We start from the raw sequence: 22,593 nt of genomic DNA, 5'->3' as shown, positions 1-22,593 counted from the left end.
CCAGCGAGGAATCTCCAACCTTCGTTAGCCGCAGCCCCCTTGCCGACACCCGAGTGCCGCCATTGTCATTCCGAGCGCCAGCGAGGAATCTCCGACCTTCGTTAGCCGCAACCCCCTTGCCGACACCCGTGTGCGGCCATTGTCATTCCGAGCGCCAGCGAGGAATCTCCAACCCCCGTTAGCCGCAACCCCCTTGCCGACGCCGGAGAAGGGACAGCGCAAGCGGCTGCATCCAGCCGCCCCGGTCAGTCCGCCTGACCGATCCACCCCAAGCTGATGCGCCCCCGATCTTGATCCACCTCCAGCACCGCCACCCCGATCACGTCCCCCACGCCCGGCGAGGCCCCCGGCGGGATCTGGCTGCGGTGCAGCAGCCCGTCCTGCTTCACCCCGATGTCCACGAAGGCCCCGAAGTCCACCACGTTGCGCACCGTCCCCTGCAGCCGCATACCGGGCCGGAGGTCGTCCATACTCAGTACGTCGCTGCGCAGGATGGGTGCCGGCAGGTCCTCTCTCGGGTCCCTCCCCGGGCGCACCAGCTGCTCCAGGATGTCGGTCAGCGTAAGCACGCCCGCCCCCAGCTCCCGCGCCAGCTCGGCCACCGGCTGGCGGGCCAGGAGGGCCTTGATCCCGGCCTCCCGCTTCGCCATCGGGGCCTTGGCACCCACCCCCGCCTTGGCCAGCACCGCTTCCGCCACCGGGTAGCTCTCGGGGTGGATGGCGCTGGCGTCCAGAGGGTTGCGCCCGCCCCGTATGCGAAGGAACCCGGCCGCCTGCTGGAACGCCTTCGGCCCGAGGCCGGGCACCTTGAGCAACTCCCGCCGGTCTCGGAAAGGACCGTGCGCGTCCCGGTAGGCCACGAGGGATTGAGCCAGCTTGGGCCCTATCCCGGCCACGTAGGTCAGCAGCGAGGCGGAGGCAGTGTTCACGTCCACCCCCACCTGGTTCACCACCGACTCCACCACTGCCGTCAGGGCCGCCGCCAGCCGCTTCTGGTCCACGTCGTGCTGGTACATGCCCACCCCAATGGACCGGGGATCTATCTTAACCAGTTCGGCCAGCGGATCCTGCACCCGGCGGGCGATAGACACGGCCCCGCGGAGGGAGACGTCCAGGTCCGGCAGCTCCTCCCGCGCCTGGGGGCTGGCGCTGTAGACGCTGGCGCCCGCCTCGTTGACCAGAAGGTACCGCACCCCATCGAGGGCTTGGGTCAGCGCCGCCACCAACTGCTCGGTCTCTCGGGAGGCGGTCCCGTTGCCGATGGCCACCAGAGTGACACCATGTCGCGGAATCAGTCGGGCCAGGTCGGCCAGAGCCCGCTCCCGCTGCCGCTGGGGCGGGTGAGGATAGATAGTGGCCGTCTCTAGCACCTTGCCTGTGGGGTCTACCACCGCCACCTTGCACCCGGTGCGGTAGCCGGGATCGAGCCCCAGCACAGTGTGTCCGCTCAGAGGGGGTTGAGAGAGCAGAGACCGCAAGTTGGAGGCGAACACCGAGATGGCGTGATCCTCAGCCGCCTCGGTGAGCTGTCGCCGCACGTCCCGCTCGATCGCGGGCAGCAGCAGGCGCTGGACTCCATCGGTCACCGCCGCCTCCAGTTCCGCTGCCAGCGGGGACCGGGGGTCGGGCCGGTACCTGGCCTCCACCACGCTCCGCCAATCGCGCTCCGCCACGTCGAGGCGCACCCGCAGGACCTTCTCCGCCTCACCTCGGTTGAGGGCCAGCACCTGGTGGGGCCGCAACCGGTCGGCCCGGGCCTCGAACTCGTAGTACAGCTCGTAGACCCGCCTAGGATCCTCGGAGCCGACCAACTTCTTGGCCCCGACCAGCCCCCACCGCGCCGCCTTTTCCCTGAGCGCCCCCCGCACCTCCGGATCGTCGCTGACCATCTCGGCCACGATGTCCCTGGCCCCAGCCCAGGCATCCTCCGGGGTCGTCACCTCTTCTGAGACGAAGGGCGCGGCCAGAGCCGTCACGTCTCCTTTCGGACGGGCCTGCTTGAGGATCAGGTCCGCCAGGGGCTGTAGTCCCCGCTCGCGAGCGATGCTTGCCCGGGTGCGGCGCTTGGGTCGGTAGGGCTGGTAGAGGTCCTCCAACTCGGTCAGGGTCTGGGCCGACGCCAGGCGCCGGCGCAGTGCCGGCGTCAGCTTGCCCTGGCCCTCGATGCTGGCCACGACGGACCGGCGTCGCTCCTCCAAGGCTCGGAGCCGCTCCAGGGCAGCCGCCACCTGCCGGATTTGATCCTCGTCCAGGCCGCCGGTGGCCTCCTTGCGGTACCGGGCCAGGAAGGGCACGGTATGCCCTTCGTCGAGGAGCCTGATAGCCGCCTGCACCTTTTCCGTACCGAGCCTCAGCTGCTCCGAAATGAGTCGCTCCGGCTGCATTCCCTCACCCATTCCACCACTCTCACGCCTCTTTCGCTACCACGACCGACGCTTCGCCCTGGAAGCGCGCACCCGCCCCTCTAGGTGCCGCCCCGCCGTCCGGAGAGAAGGGTGCGGTAGAGCAGGGCGGCCCCGGCTAGGATGAGGATGATGGGGAACCAAGGCAGATCCACGCCCACGAAGTCGCCCAAGCCGCTGCCCAGGGCCAGAATGCCCAGAACTATAGTGAAGCCGCTGGTCTTGATGCCGTAGTAGTAGCGGGCCGCGTTCAGCCCCAACAGGATCAGCCCCACGCCCAGCAACCACGTCCCTGAGGGCACCCGCTCGTCCGGCACCAGGCCCAGCCCACCGAGCATGATGAGGAACAGGCCCCAGCCGATCGTCTCTAGTCGCGAGTTGAGTCTCCTCTTGGCCTCCACGTCCGACGACATGGGTCTCCTCCGTCTGACCAGGGTTCTGCGCTTCCGTGGGAGCCATTCTAGGCGGTCACCGCCGTCGCCGAAAGGCCGTCAGCCATCAGGCCACGCTTCCCCTGCACTCTAGAAGGCGCTACACTGCCCGCAGGGCCCGTCTGCTCCGCTGGCGAGCCCAGACCTGGGCGCCGAGGGGGAGTCTATGCTCACCAGGGTGATGAACGCCGGTGTCTTCGGCACGCTCCTGCTGGTGCTGGTCGCCTGCGGCGGGCCCGGCCTCTTTCCTCAGGAAGCGACGGGGACGGTGGTGCTCGTCCCTGCTGACCTGCCGCCGCCCACAGCGACGGTCGCCGTCAGCCCCACGGCCAGCCCCACCGCCACAGTGACGAGCACGGTCACTCCTACCGTCACCCACACCCCTAGCCCGACCGCCTCGCCCACTGCCACCGCTGCCCCCACTGCAACCCCCACGCCCTTGGCCACAGCCGACCCCCTCTGGGTCCTTGAGGACGCCACGAGCGCGCGCGAGGAGGTCAGCACCACAGTGGCCGGCCTCCCCGTCTCCGTGTCCCTGATTACGGGAGCCAGTCTGGGAGAGCGGGAGTGGTTCGCGGTGGAGAGGGTGACGCTCAATACCACAGCCTATGCCGACGGCGCTACACGCCTGGGTGAGGCGGCGATGCGCGCCCACTGGCACGCCTGGCTAGCTCAGCACCCCGACCGCAGCGAGAGCTTTGAACAGTTCCTGGCCGCTCTGGGCCAGGGCCAGGACCGGTCATACACGCTGCTCGCCACGCTCATGGCTTCCGGTGGGGCAGCGCCCGAAGCCGTGAGCGTGGACCCGGCCCGCCCGTTGGAGCTCTTCTACACCGACGAGCCGGGGCCTATCTACCTGGCCGAGGGGACCAGCTTCCATCTAGCCCTTACGCCTGAGGGCAACCTCCGCATCGGCATTCAGGTGGCTCCCCCGGTGCGCCGCTACTACGACCGGCACCTGGCGGAGGACCCTGTCGGCGCCAAGGCCTACTACACCTCCTACGTGTTCAGCCCCGCCTCGGCCTTCCACGTCCTCGGCCTGAGCCGCGAGTTCCAGCGCAGCGGCGTCCGCGACCCTCAGGGCGCCACCGAGGCCACCCGGCTCACCCTGTGCGGCGAGTTCAGAGACCTGGACGAACTGCTCCTGCGATGCGAAGAGGGAGCTGGCTATGAGGGGGTGGTCAGGGCGGTGGTACGGAGCGATTGACGCACGCCGAGAGCGCAGGCACAGCTCCTGCCCCCACACGCACGTGCAAGCTGCCGCGGGGCAGGTCATGGTGTTCCTATGTGCCAACCATGTCCTGATACATTGCGTCAGCGATGTGGTGATACCGGACAGCAAAATGGTGCGCTCGGTACCGACTGGTGCGGTGGCGTGCGGGTGGTGAAACCTCCTCTACTGGATCGTCGCCGTCCGCCGCCCAGTGAAGGCGAAAATCGCCAGAGCCACCAACCCCAGGACCGCGAGGGCCAGTAGCTTGTACTGCCGTGGCGGCACCACCAGGGCGAGGGTGCCAAAGGCAGCCGAGAAGGCGTAGTAGCCCAGCACCACTGTTCTCTGAGACAGCCCCATGTCGTGTAGGCGAAAATGCAGGTGATGTCGGTCGCCCATGTCCGCCCGCCGCCCCTTGAGCCGGCGCCAGACGATGAGGAAGGCCACGTCCAGAATGGGAATGCCCATCACCAGGAGCACGGTGGCCACTTTCGCCCCTCCGATGATGGCCAGCGCCCCCAGGGCGTACCCCAGCGTGTAGGCGCCCCCACCCATGAACACCCGGGCAGGGGCGAAGTTGAAGGGGAGGAAGCCCAGGCATGCTCCCGCCAGCGCTAGCGGCAGGAGCGAGACACTCTCCTGCGGGGGATTCAGCCGGAAACCAGAGTGGATGAACAGCACCACAGCGGCGATGGCGGTGACTCCGGCCGCCAGACCGTCCAGCCCATCCAGCCAGTTCACCGTCTGCATCATCCCCATCATCCAGAAGAAGGTGACGCCGATGGTGAGCCACCAGGGGAAGTCTAGCCGCGAGTTGGGGTCAGAGCTAAAGGGGTTGTTGACGTACTCGATGAAGATCAGCCCCACCATGCCCACGGCCGTGGCCAGGGCCTGTACGATGTACTGGGGGCCCGGAGCAAGCTCGTAGCGGTCGTCCACCAGGCCCAGCACGCACACGATGGTGGTGCCGATCAAGAGACCAGCCAGCCGCCGCGGCTCGTTGACGTCGAAGCGGGGCACGTTCAGCGTCTGCGACAACAGGACAGCGCCCACGAACCCCAGGTAGAGGGCGATGCCCCCAAGGCGAGAGACCACCCGCCCGTGACGTCGCCTGCCTCCGGGGTGATCCGCCATTCCTAGGCGCAGCCCCAGGCGGGCGCACAAGGGCGACAGGGCAAAAGCTATCCCGAAGGCGACGGCGAAAGTGACCGCATACGCGAGCCACATGGCTATCGAGAGCAGCTAGCCGGTACCGAAGAGCCGATGCCCGGCGTCGCCCAGGCCAGGGACTATGTATCCCGCGTCGTTCAATTGCCTGTCCACGGCAGCCACATGCACGTCCACGTCCGGATGCACATCGCGCAACCGCATCACCCCCTCAGAGGAGGCTATCAGCCCCAGAAACTTGACCCGGCGCGCTCCCCACTCCTTTAGTATGTTGACGGTAGCCACGGCGGATCCCCCGGTAGCCAGCATGGGGTCCAGAACCAAGCAGACCTGCACTGTAGGAGCCACGGGGAGGTTGCTGTAGTACTGGACCGGCTGCAGAGTCCGCTCATCGCGGTAGAGGCCCACGTGCCACACCTCGGCCGAGGGCATCATCTCCCAGATGCCGTCCACCATTCCCAGCCCCGCCCTCAGGATGGGCACCAGGCCGATCTTCTCCGCCAGCACTCGCCCCTGAACCTCTCCCAGGGGAGTGGTCACGGTCACGGTCTGCAGTCCTAGGTCCCGCGTGGCCTCATACCCAAGGAGCACGCTGACCTCCCGGACCAGCTCCCGGAACTTCTTAGGCTCGGTACGGATATCCCGAAGGAGAGCCAGTTTGTGCTGCACCAGTGGATGCTCGCTAACGTGCAGTGCGCCCATGTCCTCCCCGCCTCGCCCGGGAACCGATCGGGGCAGCCCTGACGGCTGCCCCGCTCTGCGTGACTCGGATCCGGGCTCAGGACTCACCTGCAAGCTTGAGCAGACGCTCCCAACGAGTGTCCACTTCCTGCTGTAGCTCGTCTATGAGGTGTTGGTTGCCCGGCTGGAACAGATGCCGGAAGCGGCCCTGCGGCTTGAGATACTCGGTGACGGGCAACTTCTCCTTGGGCTTGTACGTCACGCGCCACTCGCCGTCTTCCACCTCATACAGCGGCCACATGCAGGTGTCAACTGCCAGGCGCTGCATCTCGATGGTCTCATCAGCATCGTGGCGCCACCCCCGGTTGCAGCTCGACAGCACGTTCATGAAGGCAGGGCCGTCTACCGCTGTCGCCTTGCGCACTTTCTGCATCAGGTCGCGCCAGTTGTGAGGGGAAGCCTGAGCTACGTAGGGAATGTTGTGGGCCGCCATGATGGCGGTCAGGTCTTTGCGCATCCCTCGCTTGCCCGGCACTACCTTTCCCGCGGGAGAGGTGGTGGTGTTCGCCCCCAATGGCGTAGCGCTGGAGCGCTGGATGCCCGTGTTCATGTAGGCGTTGTTGTCATAGCAGACGTACAGCATACGGTGGCCACGCTCCATAGCTCCAGACAGAGCTTGGAGGCCGATGTCGTAGGTACCCCCGTCTCCCCCGAAGGCGACGAAGCGGGTGTTGTTGTCCTCGATCTTCCCCTGGCGCACCAGCGACCGGTAAGCCGCTTCAATGCCTGAGGCGGTGGATGCCGAGTTCTCGAAGGCATTGTGGATGAAAGGAACGTTCCACGCCGTCTGAGGAAAGATGGTAGTGGCCACCTCAAGGCAGCCCGTGGCGCAAGTCACCACGACCGGCTCATCTATGGCCATCAGCACCTGCTTCACCACTAGGGGAGCGGCGCAGCCGGGACACATGCGGTGTCCGGAAGTGAGCCGATCCGACTTCTTGGACAGGTCCCGCAGTGTCAGTCTGGTCGGAGTGCTGGTCTGAGTCGCCATTCCTAACTCCTCACTCTCTCACGCCCAGGTAGGTTACCAGGTTGGGCACCTCGCCGCCATCGGCGATCCGGAGCAAGTCCATGTAGACGCTCTCGATCTCGGACGGGCCGATGTCCCTGCCGCCCAGGCCGTACACGTAGTCCACCATCGGCACTTTGGAGCCGTTACCGTTCACGTAGAAAGCAGCAGCCATCTCCAGGAACAGGGGGCCGGCGTTGGCCATGCTGCCAAAGGAGATTGAGCGATCCATGACGGCCACGGCCTTCACGTGGGAGAGGGCCTCGACCATCTCCTCGGCTGGGAACGGACGGAATACCCTGGGCTTGAGCAGGCCTGCCTTTACTCCCTGCCCCCGCAGCTCATCCACTACCACCTTGGCCGTCCCGGCGGTGGACGAAAGAGCCACCAGGGCCACGTCGGCGTCGTCCAGCCGATAGGCCTCCATGAGGCCGTAGTTGCGGTTGAAGCGGCGGTTGAAGTCCGCCGCCACTTCCAGGATAACGTCCTTGGCGTGGCTGAAGGCCTCCACCTGCTGGCGCTTGTGCTCGAAGTAGTAGACGTAGAAGTCGAGCGGACCGAAGGTCAAGGGGTTCTCGACGTCCAGAACCGAGTACCTCGGGGTGTAAGTCCCGACGAAGTCCCTCACTGCCTGGTCGTCGAAGACCTCCACCCGCTCCATGGCGTGGCTAGTGATGAATCCGTCCTGCATCACCATCACAGGCAACATGAGGTCCGGGTGCTCGGCGATGCGCACCGCCTGGATCATATTGTCGTAAGCTTCCTCCGGGCTCTCGGAGAAGAGTTGCACCCATCCATTGTCCCGAGCGCCCATGCTGTCGGAGTGGTCGCAGTGGATGTTGATGGGGCCCGACAGAGCGCGGTTAGCCACCATCATCACTATGGGAAGCCGCATGGAAGCAGCGATGTAGGTGATCTCCCACATGAACGCCAGGCCGGCGGAGGAGGTGCAAGTCATCACCCGGGCCCCAGCCGCTCCTGCGCCCACACAGGCGCTCATGGCGCTATGCTCGCTCTCCACGGTGACGAACTCGGTGTCCACCTCGCCGTCGGCCACGAACTGAGAGAAGACCTGCACCGCTTCCGTCTGCGGAGTGATGGGGTAGGCTGCCACCACGTCCGGGTTGATCTGCCGCATGGCCTCGGCCACTGCCTGGTTACCGTCGAGGGCTTTGAAGTCACTCACTTGACCTCTCCTTCCTTGGCGGCTTCCGTCTCCACCACCATGGTGATAGCGTCTACCGGGCAGATGCTGGCGCAGATGCCGCATCCCTTGCAGTGGTAGAGGTCAAAGCCGACCATCTTGCTGTCCTCCACCCGCACGGACATGTCCGGGCAGAACATCCAGCACTGCAGGCAGTTGATGCATTTCTCCTGGTCCACGACGGGGCGGAAAGCTCTCCACGCCCCCGTCTCCAGTTCCCGCGCTGATCCCGGCTCATCTATGATGCCGCCGATGGGGAGCTCTCTCCACCCCTTTGCTCTCGGCATGTAAACCTCCCTCTATCCTATGCCCGCTAGCACCCGAGGGGCGCCTAGGCTTCCTGTACCTGGTCGTACGCCCGTCTGACGGCCTCGACGTTGGCTTCCACTATCTCTGGGCGCAGCTTCTTGCTGAAGTTCCTACGGACGTCTGCTATGATCTGCTCCAAGGGGAACAGACCCGTCGCCCGGGCAAAAGCCCCCAGCATGGGCGTGTTGGTTATCTCCCTCCCCAGGGTCTCTATGGCGATGTTGCTGGCGTCCACGGTATAGACGCGCACGTCGCGTCCTTCCAGGTTCAGCAATCGTCGAATCTCGCCCGGCGACATGCCCGTATTCACCAGCAAGGCCCCGCCATCCTGCAGGCCCTCAGTCACGTCTATCAGGTCCAGCAGCGTCGGGTCCAGCACCAGCACCACGTCAGGGCTGCTGATCTGACTGTGGATCCTGATGGGCTCGGGACTGAGCCTCGTGTAGGCACGTATAGGCGCTCCCATACGCTCGGGACCGTAGTCAGGGAATGCCTGAAAGTACTGGCCCGTGCCCAGCGCGGTCTCCCCCAGAAGCTTGGCAGCGGTAACCAATCCCTGACCCGCCCGGCCGTGCCAGCGGATCTCAGTGAGGTTATTCATCAAGAGCCTCCTAAGTACCTGGTCCGATCGCGATGCAGGAGCTAGCTCGGCTGAAACGGCGCAAAAAGGGGGTTAGGTCGCACGCACGGCCTAACCCGGTGGCAAGCCGCAGGCTAACCCCCAGAGACATCCTGACAGGAAATGTGACCGGCCCAACAGGCTTGCGGTCAAGCCATTCTAACCCCCGGTCGCCACGGTGTCAAAGCGCCTAATGCCTCTCAGGATCGGGCGTGCTGATCCCGAGATCTGCACCGCCGCCCAGGTGCATCGCTGCGCGTAGATCACGAGAGCAAGCCCCGACTGCATTGCCGCCAGACCGCCCAAAGGCAGTGCGCGCGCTCTGTCCCCACCTACCCACGGCGCCTACTGCACCCTGCATCCGAGGAGTGCGCGCGCCCACGCGCGCCGTGTCTCGACCTGCCCCGCGCCTGGTGCACGCTGTACCTGAGGAGTGCGCGCACCCACGCGCGCCTTGTCCCCGCCTGCCTACCGCGCCTGGTGCACGCTGCACCTGAGGAGTGCGCGCGCCCACGCGCGCTCTGTCTCCTAGTGCCTATCGCGCCTGGTGCACCCTGCACCCGAGGAGTGCGCGCGCCCACGCGCGCTCTGTCTCCTAGTGCCTATCGCGCCCCGGGGGCGCTCACTCCTCAAGGGCAAGTTGGACCAGTTCGTCTTGCCCTCGTGGCCAGCGGGAAAGCGGGCTCTAAGGGCCTGCGCAGAAGCGGCGCACGCGAGTCTACCCCCGTGCGACTGCCACCTGAACACACTCGTTCCCCCCATCCTCAGGGCCGCCTCCCCGAACCGGCCCGCTTCGGTCGACACTGTCGCCAGGCTGGCACCATCCCTGACGACCCGCTCTTGGGGCACCGCCGGCCTCGGTTCAGCGCCGAGAGGCATGCGCTTCCACCGGCTTCTCCCCATTCCCCCTCGCACCGGGAAAATGAACGCCATTGACAACCTCTCTAACACCGAGTAGAGTGATGTGTGCGCAAGTGTGGTGTACTGCCGACGGGTGGGATTCGACTGTAACCAGGCTCGGTTAGCTCCGCGGCAGGGATCTATGCAACCGCTTCTCGAGGTGAAGGACCTCCGGGTCCACTACCATATCCCTCAAGGCCCGGTCAGAGCGGTGGAGGACGTGAGCTTCTCTCTCGACCCCGGTGAGAGGCTCGGGCTGATGGGGGAATCGGGCTCAGGCAAGTCCACCGCCGCCCTCTCCCTCATGCGTCTCATCAAACCCCCCGGGCGCATAGAATCGGGAGAGGTCCTTCTGGATGGGCTCAACATCATGTCCCTCCCCCCAGAGCGGATGCAGCAGGTCAGGCTGGCCCAGATCGCCCTGATCAGCCAGGGAGCGATGAACTCGCTCAACCCGGTCATGCGCGTGCGCGACCAAGTCATAGACGGCATGAGGAGCCACGGCATCCGGGAGTCTCGGCGCGGGTGGCAAGATCGGGTCCGGGCTCTACTGGGCCGAGTGGGCCTGGCCCCGGGCGTAGCCGACAGCTACCCTCACGAGCTCAGTGGCGGGATGAAGCAGCGAGTCTGCATCGCCATCGCCATCAGCCTTGAGCCTCGGGTGATCATCGCCGATGAGCCCACCAGCGCCCTGGACGTAGTGGTGCAGCGGCGGGTGATGGAGACCTTGCGCCAGGTTCAGGAGGACATCGGAGCCGCCGTAATCCTAATCGGGCACGACATGGGGCTGATGGCTCAGTTCGTTGACCGGGTGGCGGTCATGTACGCCAGCAGGCTGGTGGAGGAGGGCTCAGCCCGGGACATCTTCCACCAGCCCCAACACCCCTACACTCAGTTGCTCGTGGCCAGCCTCCCCTCCCTGGAGAAGAAGGGCGAGTTCCAGGGAGCCCCCGGCTCCCCGCCTTCTCTTCTCGACCTTCCCTCCGGCTGCGTCTTCCATCCGCGCTGCCCCTACGTCATGGAGCGGTGCACCCACGAGGTGCCACCTGCCTTTCAAGCGGATGGGCGTCATTGGGCCGCTTGCTTCCTCCTGGAATCCGGGTCGGGGCCGTCATGACTCCGCTGCTGGAGGCTCGGCGGGTCACTAAGGTGTTCGGAGGCGGCCTCATCCGCAGGCATGAGGTCGTGGCTCTAGAGGACTTCTCCCTCTCCGTCGGCCTGGAGCAGCCCAGTATCACCGGAGTGGTAGGCGAGAGCGGCAGTGGCAAAACCACCATGGCCCGGCTCCTCCTGGGGCTGGAGCCGGCGACCGAAGGTGAGGTCCTGTACCGGGGCAAAGACCTGCGCCAGCTGTCGCGCTCCGAACGCCACTCATTCCGCCTCGATGTGCAGATGATCTTCCAGGACCCGTTCGGGGTCTACAACTCCTTCTACAGGGTGGATCACGCCCTGGCCGTCCCGGTGGCCAAGTTCCGTCTGGCTCGCGGCAAGCGGCAAACCCGCAGCCTGATCGAGGAGGCCCTCCAGGCCGTGGGGCTGCGGCCGGAAGAGACCCTCGGCCGTTACCCCCATCAGCTCAGCGGCGGGCAGCGCCAGCGGATAATGGTGGCCAGGGCGCTCCTCATGCGGCCCAAGCTCATCATCGCTGACGAGCCCGTCTCCATGATAGATGCTTCCCTGCGGGCAACCGTCCTAGACAACCTGCGCCAACTCAACCAAGACTTCGGTATCTCGCTCATATACATCACTCACGACCTGACCACGGCCTATCAGATCAGCCACGACATCATCGTCCTGTACCAGGGCTCGGTGGCGGAGGCAGGCGACGTGGAGCTGGTGGTCAGGGATCCGCAGCACCCTTACACCAGGCTTCTGATCAGCTCCATACCCTTGCCCGACCCCGATCGAAAATGGGGAGGCGAGATTCCCGAGGTAACTCAGCCAAGGACACTTGCGCCGGGCGGATGCAAATTCGCTCCCCGGTGCCCCTACGCCATGCCCATGTGCCTGGAGAAGCCTCCTCCCCTGTTCCGACCTGAGGCGCGCCGGCTGGCGGCCTGTTACCTGCTTCGGGAACACCCCAGCCTACCCCCAGAGGAGCTGGGCCAGGTGATGACTAACCAGAAAGCCTCACTGGAGCAACCGGGCGGAGGTGGGCCGGCAGCAACGGCAGGTCGGCCCTCGTAGAGCAATAGCCTGCGGGCGGAGGCTAGCCCGCGAAAGGAGGTGGTAGTTCGTCGGTTGGGAGGTGTTGACCAGGGCGAGTAGATTGGCAGGAGCCGACTGACGCCTCTTGAACGAGGCAATCCCAAGTGTGTCCGTGTGCGTGACATGAGCTGGCAAAGGAGCAGGTGAAATGTTACGTGACAGGAAAGCAATCGTGTCTGCAGCACTGGTGGTCGTGATCGCGATCGCGCTGGTCGGCTGTGCCGCCACTCCCGGCCCGGTGACGGTCGAGAAGGTAGAGGTCACTAGGGAAGTGACGGTCGAAGTCACCACCGTGGTGGAGAAGGAGGTGGTAGTCACCGCCACCCCTGAGCCGGCCCCGCCTCCAGCGGACCTGGGCCGGCTGGAGACCCTCAATGTAGCCCTGAGCGGGCGCATCGCTGACCCCACTAACCTCAACATCTATGCCCCTGGCGTCAGCCGTTCCGGCACCGGCATCCACCAGATGATCTACGAGTACTTCTTCTATCAGAACCTGCAGACCGGGGAGTACATCCCTTGGTTGGCTGAGAGCTACGAGTATAACGAAGACTTCACCACCCTCTCCGTGAAGCTGAGAGAGGGCGTGACCTGGAGCGACGGCGAGCCTTTCACTGCCGATGACGTCGTCTTCACCTACGACACCCTCCTAGCCAACCCGGGCATGACCTGGGCCGCCGAGGTGGCCAAGTGGGTGGAGTCGGTCGAGGCCGTGGATGACCTGAACGTGGTGTTCCATCTCCTGACTCCCAGCCCCCGCTTCCACCTGAACCGCGAGGCTTTCCCGGCCGTGGGCATCTGGGGCGGCATCACCATACTTCCTCGCCACATCTGGGAGGGACAGGATCCTCTCACGTTCAAGAGCTCAGATCCGATCGGGACCGGTGCCTACCGGCTAGTCAACGCCACCACCACTTCCATGACTTACGAGCGGCGGGATGACTGGTGGGGCACCAAGGTGTTCGGCGTCACGCCGGCCCCGCGCATCGTCAACTTCCAGTACGTCGGCCCGGAGACCACCGTGGCCCTCGCCCTGGCAGCGAACGAGATTGACACCCCCTTCATCGGCATACTCTCGGTGGGCTCGCTCCTGGAAGTGATGCGGCGCAACCCCAACGTCAGGGCCTGGTACGATGGGCCACCCTATGCCTGGCTGGATCCGTGCCCGCGGCCGCTGATGGTGCAGAATGCCGTCTCGCCGTGGAACCAGAAGGAAGCCCGCTGGGCCCTGTCGTACATGATCGACCGGCAAGCCATCGTTGACCTAGCCTACGAGGGCACTACCGTCCCCGCCTGGGGCATCTGGCCCGACTACGACGGGATGAAGCCCTACTTCGACGCCATCCAGGACCTGCTGGCGCAGTACCCCACCACCACCTACGACCCCGCCCGAGCCGAGGAGCTGCTTCAGTCCATCGGCTACACCAAGGGCTCCGATGGCATGTGGGTCTCGGCCGAGGGGGAGCCGCTGAGGGTTCGCTACCTGGTGCAGGGAGACTCAACCGAGGAGATGAAGGTCTCCGCCGTCCTGGCGGATCAGCTCCAGGCCCAGGGCATCGAAGTGGAGGTGCAGGCCCTGACCGGCGGGGTGATGTCCGACACTATCCTGCGGGGCGAGTACGACATCAAGCTGCACTCTTTCTGCCCCGGCTACATCTTCGAGAACTTGGAGCTCTTCCACAGCAAGTTCTACGTCCCGCTGGGCGAGCCGGCACCGTGGTATGAGCGCAACTCGTTCCGCTACAGCAACCCCGAGTTCGATGCCATAGTGGACGAGATGGCCGCCACGCCGCCCGAAGACATCGAGACGATCGCCGACCAGTTCCATCGAGCCATGGAGATCTGGCTCGACGAGCTGCCGGTAGTCCCGATAGTGCAGGCGCCGGCGCTGGTGCCCTTCAACTACACCTACTGGGAAGGCTGGCCGTCGGCCGAGAACCCCTGGAACATGCCCGTGAGCTGGTGGGCGACGTTCGAGCTGGTGATCACCGGCTATCCGTCTCCCGAAACCGGGGAATGGGTAGGCGGCATCCGGCCGGCCAGCCAGTAACACCGGCAGTCGCGCCCGGAGGGAGGGGCTGGGTCCCCTCCCTCCCCTGAGCCACCCGGCCGGGGTGGCGGCCCTCGGTGGGGCTCCCCGGCCACCCAGGCTGAGCCCGCATAGAGGGCACCGAAGAGGTCGGTCTTGCCTCACCAGGAAGCGGCTTCGGCCCGCGTGTTCTGCCGAGCGGGCGGGACCACTTGGTGTGCCCAGTCCCGGGGCACGCCCGAGAGGACAACATAGTGGGCTACCTCAAATACATAGTGCAGCGCTCCGTCATCCTGGTCGCCACGGTGGTGATCTCGGTCACCGTTGTCTTCTTCGTCCCCCGCATGGTCCCGGGTGATCCTCTGGGTGCCGTCTTCCTCAAGCTCGCCGCCATGGGAGGCAGCGCCGGCGCTCCAGAGCTAGTCGAGGAGTACAAGCGGATCTTCGGGCTCGACCGCAGCATGTGGGAGCAGTACGTCAGTTTCGTGCGGGAGTTGCTGCGGGGGAACTTGGGCTACTCCATCAGCAGCTTCCCCTCTGAGGTGGCCGACCTGCTCCGAGCGTCGCTCCCCTGGACCATCGGCCTTCTCACGGTTACCACCGTGGTGAGCTGGGTGCTCGGGTCTATCATCGGTGCCGCCGTGGGCTGGAGAGGCGAGGAGTCGAAGGCGCTGCAGGCTTTGGTTCCGGTGGCCCTGGTGCTCTACACCATTCCGTACTACATCTTAGCCATCATTCTCATCTTCCTGCTGGCCTTCCAGTGGCCCATCTTCCCTCTGTCCGGGGCCTACTCCGTGGGCCTCAGGCCCGGGCTCAGTCTCGACTTCGCCCTCGACGTGGCCCGTCATGCCACCCTGCCCGCTCTCAGCATCATCTTGGTCTCGCTCGGCTGGTGGTTTCTGAGCATGCGCAGCCTCATAACCTCTCTCAAAGGCGAGGACTACATCCTCCAGGCCGAGGCCAAGGGCCTCTCCAACCAGCGCATCTTGTGGCGCTATGCCTTTCGCAATGCTCTGCTTCCTCAGGCGACCGGGCTAGCCATCTCGCTGGGGCACATTGTGGGAGGCGCCCTCATCACCGAGGTCATCTTCGCCTTTCCCGGCATAGGATGGCTGATCTACACCTCCATCACCAGCCTCGATTTCCCCGTCATCCAGGGTGCAGTCTTGCTGATCATACTCTCGGTGGCAGTGGCCAATTTCATCATAGACATACTCTACCCCATCGTTGACCCGCGTATCCGCTACGAGCAGGCACGAAGGGGCTAGCACATGGCAGCCGTAGCCGTTCGACCCCCAACGGGTTACGTCTCCGCCCTGCTGCGAAACCGCAAGTTCGCGGCCGGCCTAACGATCTTCCTCCTAATCGCGGTTGTGGCTCTGGTAGGCGGTGAGTTCGTGGATCCGCAGTTGCGCGGGGCTGGTCGCTTCCCCCCTCGCCTCCCGCCCAGCTCGAGGGCCTTCCTGGGGACCGACACCCTGGGGCGCAGTATCGCGGTGCAGATGACGCAGGCTGTGCCCAATTCCCTTCAGGTGGGCCTCATCGCCGCCCTCATCGGCACCCTGGTAGGAGCCCTAATCGGCTTCACCAGCGGTTACTTCAGCGGGCCCATTGACGCTGTGCTGCGCGTCCTCATTGATGTCTTCCTGTCCGTGCCTTCGCTCCTCTTCCTGATCCTGATCGCGGCCCTAGTGAGAGGCGTAGGGGTGCAGACGATGGCTCTCATCATCGGAGCGTTCGCCTGGCCCTCGCCGGCCCGCCAGGTTCGGGCGCAGATACTGAGCCTGAAGGAGCGCCCGTTCGTGGAGGTGGCCCGCCTGTCTGGCATGCCCAGCCTGGAGATCATCTTCCGGGAGCTGGCCCCGCACATGCTCCAGTGGCTAGGCGCCAATTTCGTCAACGCCTTCATCGCGGCTATCTTGGCCGAGTCCGGGCTCTCCATCCTGGGGCTGGGCCCGCAGAGGGAGATGACCCTGGGCATGCTCATCTACTGGGCCCTGACCTACGGCGCCATCCTGCAGAACCTCTGGTGGTGGTGGGCCACGCCAGTGGTAACCCTCATCCTCCTCTTCCTCTCCCTATACCTCATCCATCTGGGGTTCGACGAGGTCAGCAACCCCCGCCTGCAGGGTCAGTAGGGGCTGGCTACCGTGCCTACCCCGGTTGGCACCGTCGGCCTCCCGCGCTAGAATCCGCCCACAGCCAGCGGAGGGAGTGCGAAATGCCCGATACACCCGTCATAGACATGCACCATCACCTGGGCACCGACCCGGAGTACGCCGATAAACTCGCTGCCATCTGCCAGCGCCTGAACGTGGTAAAGGTCTGCATCATGGCCCTGGAAGGGTGGGGCCCCCGAGGTGGCTTCGCCGGCAACGACGCTGTCGAGCGCGCCTTCAATCGGTACCCGGACCTCATCTGCGGCTTCGGGCACGTTCGCCCTGACATCGAGGGCCCAGAGAAGGTGCAGGAGCTGAAAGACCGCGGTTTCACCGGGCTCAAGTTCATGACCCCGCGCAAGCAGTACAATGACGAGTCCTACTTTCCCGTCTACGAGAAGGCGGAGGCACTGGGGATGCCTGGGCTGTTTCACCTAGGCATCGTGGCCCGCCATGTAAGCGGGCACGACGTTCGCATTGATTGCAGCCTCATGCGGCCTATCTATCTGGACTCCATTGCCCGCACCTTCCCCGACTGGACCATCATCGGCGCTCACCTGGGCAACCCCTGGTACGAAGAAGCCACCATGACCGCCCGCTGGAACCCCAACGTCTTCTTCGACCTCTCCGGCTCCACCCTCAAGAAGAAGAGGCCGGAGTTCCTGGGAGAGCTGCTGTGGTGGGACAGCACTACCCGCTACGGCAGCCCCGACGGCAGCAACGCCTGGGAGAAGATAGTGTTCGGCAGCGACGTGGAGTACTACGAGATCAAGGACGTGCTTCACGACTACGAAGTGCTCATGAAAGCCAACCAGCTGCGCCCTGATCTGCGCTACGCCGTACGGTACGCCACCGCAGCCAGGATCTTGGGGCTGGAGGACTGACATGAAGGTGGCCATCGTCTACCACTCCGAGACTGGCAACACCGAGCGCATGGCCGAGCTGGTGGCCGAAGGCTGTCGTTCGGTAGGTGACGACGTGGAGGCCCGCCTAATGACGGTCTCCGAGCCGGACGTAGACTACCTCCGCCAGGCTAAGGCCATCATCCTGGGCTGCCCCACCTACGAAGCCACCTGCTCCTGGCAGATGAAGCGCTATCTTGATACGGCTGGTTCGGAGTTGGAGGGGAAGCTGGCCGGGTTCTTCGTCTCCCAGAACTGGCCCGGCGGCGGCGGTGGCAGCGTCGCCGAGTTGATGATGATCGCTGGTGCCCTGGTCAGAGGCATGCTGGTGTATTCCGGCGGCATCACCCAGGGCTACCCTTATCTGCACCTGGGGGCCGTCTCCACCCGCGCTCCCGAGGACTCTCTCTACCGCGAGCGCTGCCTGCAATTGGGAAGAGTCATCACCCGCAAGGCTCTGGAGCTCTTCGGGGGTTAGCTCCAGCCCCCATCCCCTTCTCCCACTTCGTGGGAGAAGGGGTGCCAGCCAGCCTGCCGGGGCCCACGAAGAGCGCAATGCCGGCTATGGGATCCAAGGAAATGGCCGGGCAACCACTCCTGACTTGATAGTATCATAGGGCATTTGCCAACTCATCGCCCTATTGGCTAGACTAGGCCAATCCCTCAGCGAACTGTCACGCTACAAACTGGGCCTCGGCCACCCGCGTCACGGGTCTCGCTGTGCCCAACAGTCGAAGGAGTAGCGAAGTGGATCAGACAATGTCCGTGCAGGTGGATCGCAAGGCCCTCGAAGACTGGCGGCCGCTCTACACTATCGCCACTGCAGCCGAGCTTCTGGAGTTGCATCCGCGCACCCTGCGGCTCTATGAGCAGGCGGGCCTGATCAAGCCGGCGCGCAAGAACAATCGCCGATTCTACTCCAACTCCGACCTGGAATGGGTGCGCGTCGTCCGTCACCTCATCCACGACGAGGGGCTCAACCAGCAGGGGCTCAAACGGATGCTTGCTATGGTCACCTACTGGCGGGTCATGGACGGAGACCCACCTAACGGTGATGCCTGCCGGGACCGAGCCAGCCGGACGGCACCTTGCTGGGATCACAGCTCGGCCGACGATTGCAGCTGCTATTCGTGCTCGGTGTACCTGGCTGCCCGCCAAGAGATCGTAAATCAGGACTCCAACGGGAGGAGAGCCGACTAGCACCCCCCGCCGATGGGTGGGTACAGGCCGATGGCATCGCCATCCCGCAGGACGTCGTCCTTAGAGGCAAGAGCTCCGTATCGGCTCACGATGGAGACTTCTCCCTGCGGCAGGCCGAGCATATCTATGAGATCGCGGATGCGGGTGCCGGACGGCACCCGCATCTCTCGTTGGGGCTCACCGCCGGCCGCGTGACGCAACCCGTGGCCAAAGCGAACGGTAACCCGCACCTCGCCCTGGGCGGGGCTCACCTGCTCTCCAGCCTGTCCGCCACCCAGGCGACATCCAGCTCGGCCAGCCGCGCTCGCGTCGGGCAGCCATCCTCGTTCCAGCCCATCATGGCGTAGTACATGTCCAGGGCGTCGCGCAGCGCCTGCGGGTCTATACCCCCGTCCGTCAACGCTCCTTCGGCGCGGGGCCCATGGGAGCGAGGAGGAAGCCTGTCATCCTCGGCGCGGAACCCCTCTCTGTAGTTGAAGGCCCGAGCCATGGCAAAGGCTCGCTCCGCTGCCTTCATCAGCTCGAAGTAGGTGGCGTTCCAGCCCGTGACAGCTCTCACGATCTCTACCTGCTGGTCGGGCGTCCACGGAACGAACATACAAGTGACCAGAATGTTGTACAGGGTGTTCTGCAAAGTCCCGTAGATGGTCAAACGGACCTTCTCCGGACCCAGACTCTCCAGGGGGATGGGCTCCAGGATGCCGATGGCGGCCGCCTTCGCCAGGGAGCCGCCTGGCTCGGTGTAGCCAGTGTCGTGCACAGCGTGGCAGTGATCGGCCCCAGTGGGCGAGATGGCGTAGCTAATGGCCAGCGCCCGCTTGTACCGGGGCTCGTGCATGGGCAGGTCCTGACCCTTGACGTGAACGGCGAATTGCTCTGCCCCCCGCCCCAGCCTCTCAGCGGCGCGCGCCGGCCCCTCCGCCAGCAAGTCACCGATTCCCTGGCGCCGGGCGATGAGCTCGATCGCCTGCACCAGGGCCTCGCCGCTGCCGAAACGCAGCTCCAGCCCGCCGGTGTCGTCCGTGGTCAAGAGCCCCCGCTCGAAGGCTTCCATGCCGAAGGCCACCGCCGAGCCAGCAGCGATGGTGTCCAGGGAGTAGGCATTGCACAGCTCGCTGGCCTTGGAGATGGCGGCCAAGTCACTCACCCCGCAGTTGGAGCCCACCGCCGCGATGGTCTCGTACTCGGGCCCGCCATAGGCTGGGTCCACGCGGTAAGGCTGCTCCAGCGACACCACCTTCTTGCACCGGACGGCGCAAGCGTAGCAGGCCTCCATCCCCACGCGGATGGTGTCGGCCAGCGTCTCCGCCGATATGTCTTTGGCCTGTGGGAAGCGCGTGCCTTGCCAGTTGCGGACGGGCAAGTTGCCGGACAGCTCGCCGGCGGCCATGTCCACGCCAGTGCCATACTTGTGCATGTTGACCGCCAGCTCTCCTTCGGCCACCCCACGGGCCATGAACCGAGCCAGCTCCCGAACCTTGTCCGCGTCGGCGACCGGGATGTCCTGAGTGCCGCGCACGGCGATGCACTTCAGGCGCTTGGAACCCATCACCGCCCCCAGGCCGCAACGCCCAGCGGCGTCCTTAAGATCGTTGATGATGCAGGCGTAGCGCACCAGGTTCTCGCCGCCTGGACCGATGCCGGCAAACCGGGCCCGAGGCTCTCTCATCTCCTCCCGGACCCTCTCCATAGTCTCTTTGGTGCTCAGGCCCCACAGGTGGCCGGCGTCCCGCAGCTCGGCCGCATCGTCGTTGATGGCCAGGTACACCGGCTCAGAGGCCTGGCCCTCCACGATGATAGCATCATACCCTGCCCGCTTGAGCTCGGAGCCCCAGAAGCCGCCCACCTCCCCCACTCCGAAGCCGCCCGTCAGGGGGGACTTGGCCCCCACGGCGTTACGAGCCGAGCCCGAGAGCGGCACTCCCGACACCACGCCCGTAGCGAAGACCAGTATGTTCTCGGGACCGAGGGGGTCTACCCCAGGTGGCATCTCCCGCAACAGCGTTTCCAGGATGATGCCCCAGCCGCCGAAGTAGCGCCGGTAGTAGACCTCGTCCCGCTCCTCCACCTGCACCCGGCGCTCGGTCAGATTGACTCTCAAGAGCTTGCCCGTGTAACCGTAAGGCATGACCAGACCTCCCTACAAACTGCGAAGATTCCCGATCACGGTTCTGGTGAACTCCTCGGTAGTGCTCTGCCCGCCCAGGTCGGGCGTGAGCGTCCGGCCCTCCGCCGTGGCCCGCTCCAGGGCGCGCATGACCAGGTCGGACGCGTCGCGCTGACCCAGGTGCTCGAGCATCATGGCCCCCGCCCAGATGGAGGCTATGGGGTTGGCGATGCCCTTCCCGGCGATGTCGGGCGCGGAGCCGTGGACGGGCTCGAACATGGACGGGTAGCGACCCTCGGGGTTGAGGTTGGCGCTTGCCGGCACCCCCAGGCTACCCTGCAACGCCCCACCCAGGTCGGTGAGGATGTCCCCGAACAGGTTGCTGCCCACCACGACGTCCAGGCTCTCCGGATGGGTGATAAACCGAGCCGCTAGGGCGTCCACGTGGTACCTTTCGGCAGTGATATCAGGGTACTCCGAGGCCACCTGCTCGAACACCTCATCCCAGAAGACCATGCTGTGGTTGATGGCATTGCTCTTAGTGGCGCTGGCCACCCGGGAGCGACCATGCCGGCGGGCGTATTCGAAGGTGTAGCGTATGATCCTCTCGGTGCCCTTGCGGGTGAAGATGGCCGTCTGAACCACGACCTCTTCTGGGTGCCCTCGATGAACTCGGCCACCGGCCCCGCTGTACTCCCCCTCGGTGTTCTCCCGCACGCAGACGAAGTTGATGTCGTCGCTGCCCTTGTTCCGCAGCGGACCCGGTATCCCGGGTAGGAGCCGCACCGGGCGCAGGTTCACGTACTGCTGGAAGTGCTGGCGAATGGGCAACAGCAGCCCCCAGAGGGAGACGTGGTCCGGCACTCCCGGGGTGCCGATGGCGCCCAGGTAAATGGCATCGAACTGAGCCAGCGTGGTCAGTCCAGAATCAGGCATCATCCGGCCCGTCCGCAGGTAGTAGTCGCAGCCCCAATCGAAACGCTGCCACTTGAGCTCGCAGTTGCCCACGACGTCCGCGGCCACGTCCAGGACATCCATGCCGGCCGGGATGACCTCCCGTCCGATGCCATCTCCGGCGATGACGGCGATCTCGTATCTAGGCACCGGTTACTCCTTGATCCAGCAGGGGGCGGATCCGCCGTTCATAGTTGCGGAACAGAACCTCAGAGCTGACCGCTCCGCCGCTCCGATCGCGGGAGGCCTCGTACATGAACGGGCCTCGATAGCCAGCCTGTACCAGGGCCCTCAAGGCTGCCTCCCACTCGATCACGCCCTGCCCGGGCAGCCAATGCCTCTCGTCCAGCCCGTCGTTGTCGGAGACATGGACGGTGATGATGCGGCCGGACAGAGCTAGGATGCGGCTGGTCAAGTCCTGCCGCAGGTTGGCGTGGTTCAGGTCGAGACAGATGCCGGCCACATCGGGACTGATGCCCGAGAGCAGGTACTCCAGCTCGGCCACGCTGTTTCCCGGACAGGTGCGGGGCAGGTACTCCAGCGCCATCCGCAAGCCAAGGATCTCGCAGCGCTCCGCCACCGATCGCAGACTCTCCCGAGCAGCGCGCAGCCGCTGACAACGCAAGTCAGCGGGAATGGGTTCGGCACCCCCGTGCACTACCACCATCCCGGCTCCTAGGGAGGCTGCCAGGTCGACCGACTCCAGCACCACGCCCACCGCTTCTGTCCGGCGCTCCAGCGCCGACAAGTCCACTGAGGCGCCAAAGGGCGTGTGAACCGACCAGCAGACGAGCCCGGTCCGGTCGAGCAGTGCTGGCCACCGGCCGGTGCCGTTCAAGTCCTCCAGTCTGAGCGCGATCTCGCACCTGTTGACCCCTAGCTCCGGGGCTCGGAGCATCTCCTGTTCCCGCGACTCGGGTGGGAAACAGGCACTCGAGTAAGCCAGATCATAACTAAGCGCGTCCGACATTAGTCTCCTCATCAGCCAATCACGACGGATAGGTTCGGGCGCGAGCCCGACTACCGGCTGCCCTTACGGCAG

The 22,593-nt window shown here is 65.2% G+C and carries 21 protein-coding genes; 9 read left to right on the top strand and 12 right to left on the bottom strand.

What is annotated here, in order from left to right:
- Positions 1-245: 245 nt before the first annotated feature.
- Positions 246-2,396 carry an RNA-binding transcriptional accessory protein gene (locus HPY83_15705; GenBank protein NPV09391.1) on the bottom strand — a complete coding sequence of 717 codons (2,151 nt, stop codon included), beginning with the start codon at positions 2,394-2,396 and terminating at the stop codon, positions 246-248.
- A gap of 68 nt (positions 2,397-2,464) precedes the next feature.
- Positions 2,465-2,815, bottom strand: coding sequence for a hypothetical protein (locus tag HPY83_15700; protein NPV09390.1), 351 nt, complete (start codon positions 2,813-2,815; stop codon positions 2,465-2,467).
- Between the two features lie 184 nt (positions 2,816-2,999).
- On the opposite strand from HPY83_15700, the gene HPY83_15695 reads away from it, so the two are divergent.
- Entirely contained in the window at positions 3,000-4,040 is a 1,041-nt protein-coding gene (locus HPY83_15695) for a hypothetical protein (GenBank protein NPV09389.1), read from the top strand.
- A 189-nt stretch (positions 4,041-4,229) separates the two neighbouring features.
- On the opposite strand, the gene HPY83_15690 is transcribed toward HPY83_15695, so the two are convergent.
- The 6 genes from HPY83_15690 to HPY83_15665 all read right to left on the bottom strand — a co-directional run bounded on the left by HPY83_15690 (position 4,230) and on the right by HPY83_15665 (position 9,077).
- Positions 4,230-5,273 carry an undecaprenyl/decaprenyl-phosphate alpha-N-acetylglucosaminyl 1-phosphate transferase gene (locus HPY83_15690; protein NPV09388.1) on the bottom strand — a complete coding sequence of 348 codons (1,044 nt, stop codon included), beginning with the start codon at positions 5,271-5,273 and terminating at the stop codon, positions 4,230-4,232.
- A 15-nt stretch (positions 5,274-5,288) separates the two neighbouring features.
- On the bottom strand, positions 5,289-5,915 hold the full coding sequence (gene upp / locus HPY83_15685) for a uracil phosphoribosyltransferase (GenBank protein NPV09387.1): 627 nt from the start codon (positions 5,913-5,915) through the stop codon (positions 5,289-5,291).
- A 76-nt stretch (positions 5,916-5,991) separates the two neighbouring features.
- Positions 5,992-6,945, bottom strand: coding sequence for a pyruvate ferredoxin oxidoreductase (locus tag HPY83_15680; GenBank protein ID NPV09386.1), 954 nt, complete (start codon positions 6,943-6,945; stop codon positions 5,992-5,994).
- A gap of 10 nt (positions 6,946-6,955) precedes the next feature.
- Complete coding sequence (porA, locus tag HPY83_15675; GenBank protein ID NPV09385.1) at positions 6,956-8,233, bottom strand: pyruvate ferredoxin oxidoreductase; 1,278 nt, start codon at positions 8,231-8,233, stop codon at positions 6,956-6,958.
- Positions 8,146-8,454 carry a 4Fe-4S binding protein gene (locus HPY83_15670; protein ID NPV09384.1) on the bottom strand — a complete coding sequence of 103 codons (309 nt, stop codon included), beginning with the start codon at positions 8,452-8,454 and terminating at the stop codon, positions 8,146-8,148. Before HPY83_15670 ends, porA begins: the two co-directional genes overlap by 88 nt.
- A gap of 44 nt (positions 8,455-8,498) precedes the next feature.
- The gene (locus tag HPY83_15665) at positions 8,499-9,077 is read right to left on the bottom strand and encodes a pyruvate synthase (protein NPV09383.1); all 579 of its coding nucleotides are present in this window, start codon (positions 9,075-9,077) and stop codon (positions 8,499-8,501) included.
- A gap of 1,060 nt (positions 9,078-10,137) precedes the next feature.
- Between HPY83_15665 and HPY83_15660 the strand changes: the two genes are divergently transcribed.
- The 8 genes from HPY83_15660 (at position 10,138) to HPY83_15625 (ending at position 18,490) form a co-directional block, all read left to right on the top strand.
- Positions 10,138-11,112, top strand: a complete 975-nt coding sequence (locus tag HPY83_15660) for an ABC transporter ATP-binding protein (protein ID NPV09382.1) — start codon at positions 10,138-10,140, stop codon at positions 11,110-11,112.
- The gene (locus HPY83_15655; GenBank protein ID NPV09381.1) at positions 11,109-12,182 is read left to right on the top strand and encodes an ABC transporter ATP-binding protein; all 1,074 of its coding nucleotides are present in this window, start codon (positions 11,109-11,111) and stop codon (positions 12,180-12,182) included. Before HPY83_15660 ends, HPY83_15655 begins: the two co-directional genes overlap by 4 nt.
- 169 nt (positions 12,183-12,351) lie before the next feature.
- Positions 12,352-14,250, top strand: coding sequence for an ABC transporter substrate-binding protein (locus HPY83_15650; GenBank protein NPV09380.1), 1,899 nt, complete (start codon positions 12,352-12,354; stop codon positions 14,248-14,250).
- 233 nt (positions 14,251-14,483) lie between these two features.
- Positions 14,484-15,497 (top strand): ABC transporter permease, encoded by a 1,014-nt coding sequence (locus tag HPY83_15645; GenBank protein NPV09379.1) that lies wholly within the window; start codon positions 14,484-14,486, stop codon positions 15,495-15,497.
- A gap of 3 nt (positions 15,498-15,500) precedes the next feature.
- A complete protein-coding gene (locus HPY83_15640; protein ID NPV09378.1) occupies positions 15,501-16,367 on the top strand; it encodes an ABC transporter permease in 867 nt (288 codons plus the stop codon).
- Between the two features lie 83 nt (positions 16,368-16,450).
- Positions 16,451-17,272 carry an amidohydrolase family protein gene (locus HPY83_15635; protein ID NPV09377.1) on the top strand — a complete coding sequence of 274 codons (822 nt, stop codon included), beginning with the start codon at positions 16,451-16,453 and terminating at the stop codon, positions 17,270-17,272.
- Position 17,273: 1 nt separating this feature from the next.
- A complete protein-coding gene (locus HPY83_15630) occupies positions 17,274-17,768 on the top strand; it encodes a flavodoxin (protein NPV09376.1) in 495 nt (164 codons plus the stop codon).
- A gap of 269 nt (positions 17,769-18,037) precedes the next feature.
- Positions 18,038-18,490, top strand: coding sequence for a MerR family transcriptional regulator (locus HPY83_15625; protein NPV09375.1), 453 nt, complete (start codon positions 18,038-18,040; stop codon positions 18,488-18,490).
- On the opposite strand, the gene HPY83_15620 is transcribed toward HPY83_15625, so the two are convergent.
- Genes HPY83_15620 through HPY83_15605 form a run of 4 tightly spaced genes read right to left on the bottom strand, consistent with a single transcriptional unit; the run spans position 18,487 to position 22,521 of the window.
- Positions 18,487-18,741: a hypothetical protein gene (locus tag HPY83_15620; GenBank protein NPV09374.1), complete on the bottom strand. Its 255-nt coding sequence runs from the start codon at positions 18,739-18,741 to the stop codon at positions 18,487-18,489. The two genes, HPY83_15625 and HPY83_15620, sit on opposite strands and share 4 nt — an antisense overlap.
- A complete protein-coding gene (locus HPY83_15615; protein NPV09373.1) occupies positions 18,738-20,618 on the bottom strand; it encodes an aldehyde ferredoxin oxidoreductase family protein in 1,881 nt (626 codons plus the stop codon). The genes HPY83_15620 and HPY83_15615 overlap by 4 nt, the downstream gene beginning before the upstream one ends.
- A gap of 12 nt (positions 20,619-20,630) precedes the next feature.
- Positions 20,631-21,701, bottom strand: a complete 1,071-nt coding sequence (locus tag HPY83_15610) for a tartrate dehydrogenase (GenBank protein NPV09372.1) — start codon at positions 21,699-21,701, stop codon at positions 20,631-20,633.
- A complete protein-coding gene (locus tag HPY83_15605) occupies positions 21,694-22,521 on the bottom strand; it encodes a sugar phosphate isomerase/epimerase (GenBank protein ID NPV09371.1) in 828 nt (275 codons plus the stop codon). Before HPY83_15605 ends, HPY83_15610 begins: the two co-directional genes overlap by 8 nt.
- Positions 22,522-22,593 lie beyond the last annotated feature (72 nt).

The organism is Anaerolineae bacterium, assembly GCA_013178015.1.
Lineage (GTDB): Bacteria > Chloroflexota > Anaerolineae > DRVO01 > DRVO01 > Ch71.
This window is presented reverse-complemented; position numbering and strand designations above follow the sequence as displayed.

Coding starts and splice junctions, on each gene's coding strand:
- HPY83_15705 (NPV09391.1), bottom strand. CDS start 2,396: ATGGGTGAGGGAATGCAGCCGGAGCGACTCATTTCGGAGCAGCTGAGG.
- HPY83_15700 (NPV09390.1), bottom strand. CDS start 2,815: ATGTCGTCGGACGTGGAGGCCAAGAGGAGACTCAACTCGCGACTAGAG.
- HPY83_15695 (NPV09389.1), top strand. CDS start 3,000: ATGCTCACCAGGGTGATGAACGCCGGTGTCTTCGGCACGCTCCTGCTG.
- HPY83_15690 (NPV09388.1), bottom strand. CDS start 5,273: ATGTGGCTCGCGTATGCGGTCACTTTCGCCGTCGCCTTCGGGATAGCT.
- upp (NPV09387.1), bottom strand. CDS start 5,915: ATGGGCGCACTGCACGTTAGCGAGCATCCACTGGTGCAGCACAAACTG.
- HPY83_15680 (NPV09386.1), bottom strand. CDS start 6,945: ATGGCGACTCAGACCAGCACTCCGACCAGACTGACACTGCGGGACCTG.
- porA (NPV09385.1), bottom strand. CDS start 8,233: ATGCGGCATCTGCGCCAGCATCTGCCCGGTAGACGCTATCACCATGGT.
- HPY83_15670 (NPV09384.1), bottom strand. CDS start 8,454: ATGCCGAGAGCAAAGGGGTGGAGAGAGCTCCCCATCGGCGGCATCATA.
- HPY83_15665 (NPV09383.1), bottom strand. CDS start 9,077: ATGAATAACCTCACTGAGATCCGCTGGCACGGCCGGGCGGGTCAGGGA.
- HPY83_15660 (NPV09382.1), top strand. CDS start 10,138: ATGCAACCGCTTCTCGAGGTGAAGGACCTCCGGGTCCACTACCATATC.
- HPY83_15655 (NPV09381.1), top strand. CDS start 11,109: ATGACTCCGCTGCTGGAGGCTCGGCGGGTCACTAAGGTGTTCGGAGGC.
- HPY83_15650 (NPV09380.1), top strand. CDS start 12,352: ATGTTACGTGACAGGAAAGCAATCGTGTCTGCAGCACTGGTGGTCGTG.
- HPY83_15640 (NPV09378.1), top strand. CDS start 15,501: ATGGCAGCCGTAGCCGTTCGACCCCCAACGGGTTACGTCTCCGCCCTG.
- HPY83_15635 (NPV09377.1), top strand. CDS start 16,451: ATGCCCGATACACCCGTCATAGACATGCACCATCACCTGGGCACCGAC.
- HPY83_15630 (NPV09376.1), top strand. CDS start 17,274: ATGAAGGTGGCCATCGTCTACCACTCCGAGACTGGCAACACCGAGCGC.
- HPY83_15615 (NPV09373.1), bottom strand. CDS start 20,618: ATGCCTTACGGTTACACGGGCAAGCTCTTGAGAGTCAATCTGACCGAG.
- HPY83_15605 (NPV09371.1), bottom strand. CDS start 22,521: ATGTCGGACGCGCTTAGTTATGATCTGGCTTACTCGAGTGCCTGTTTC.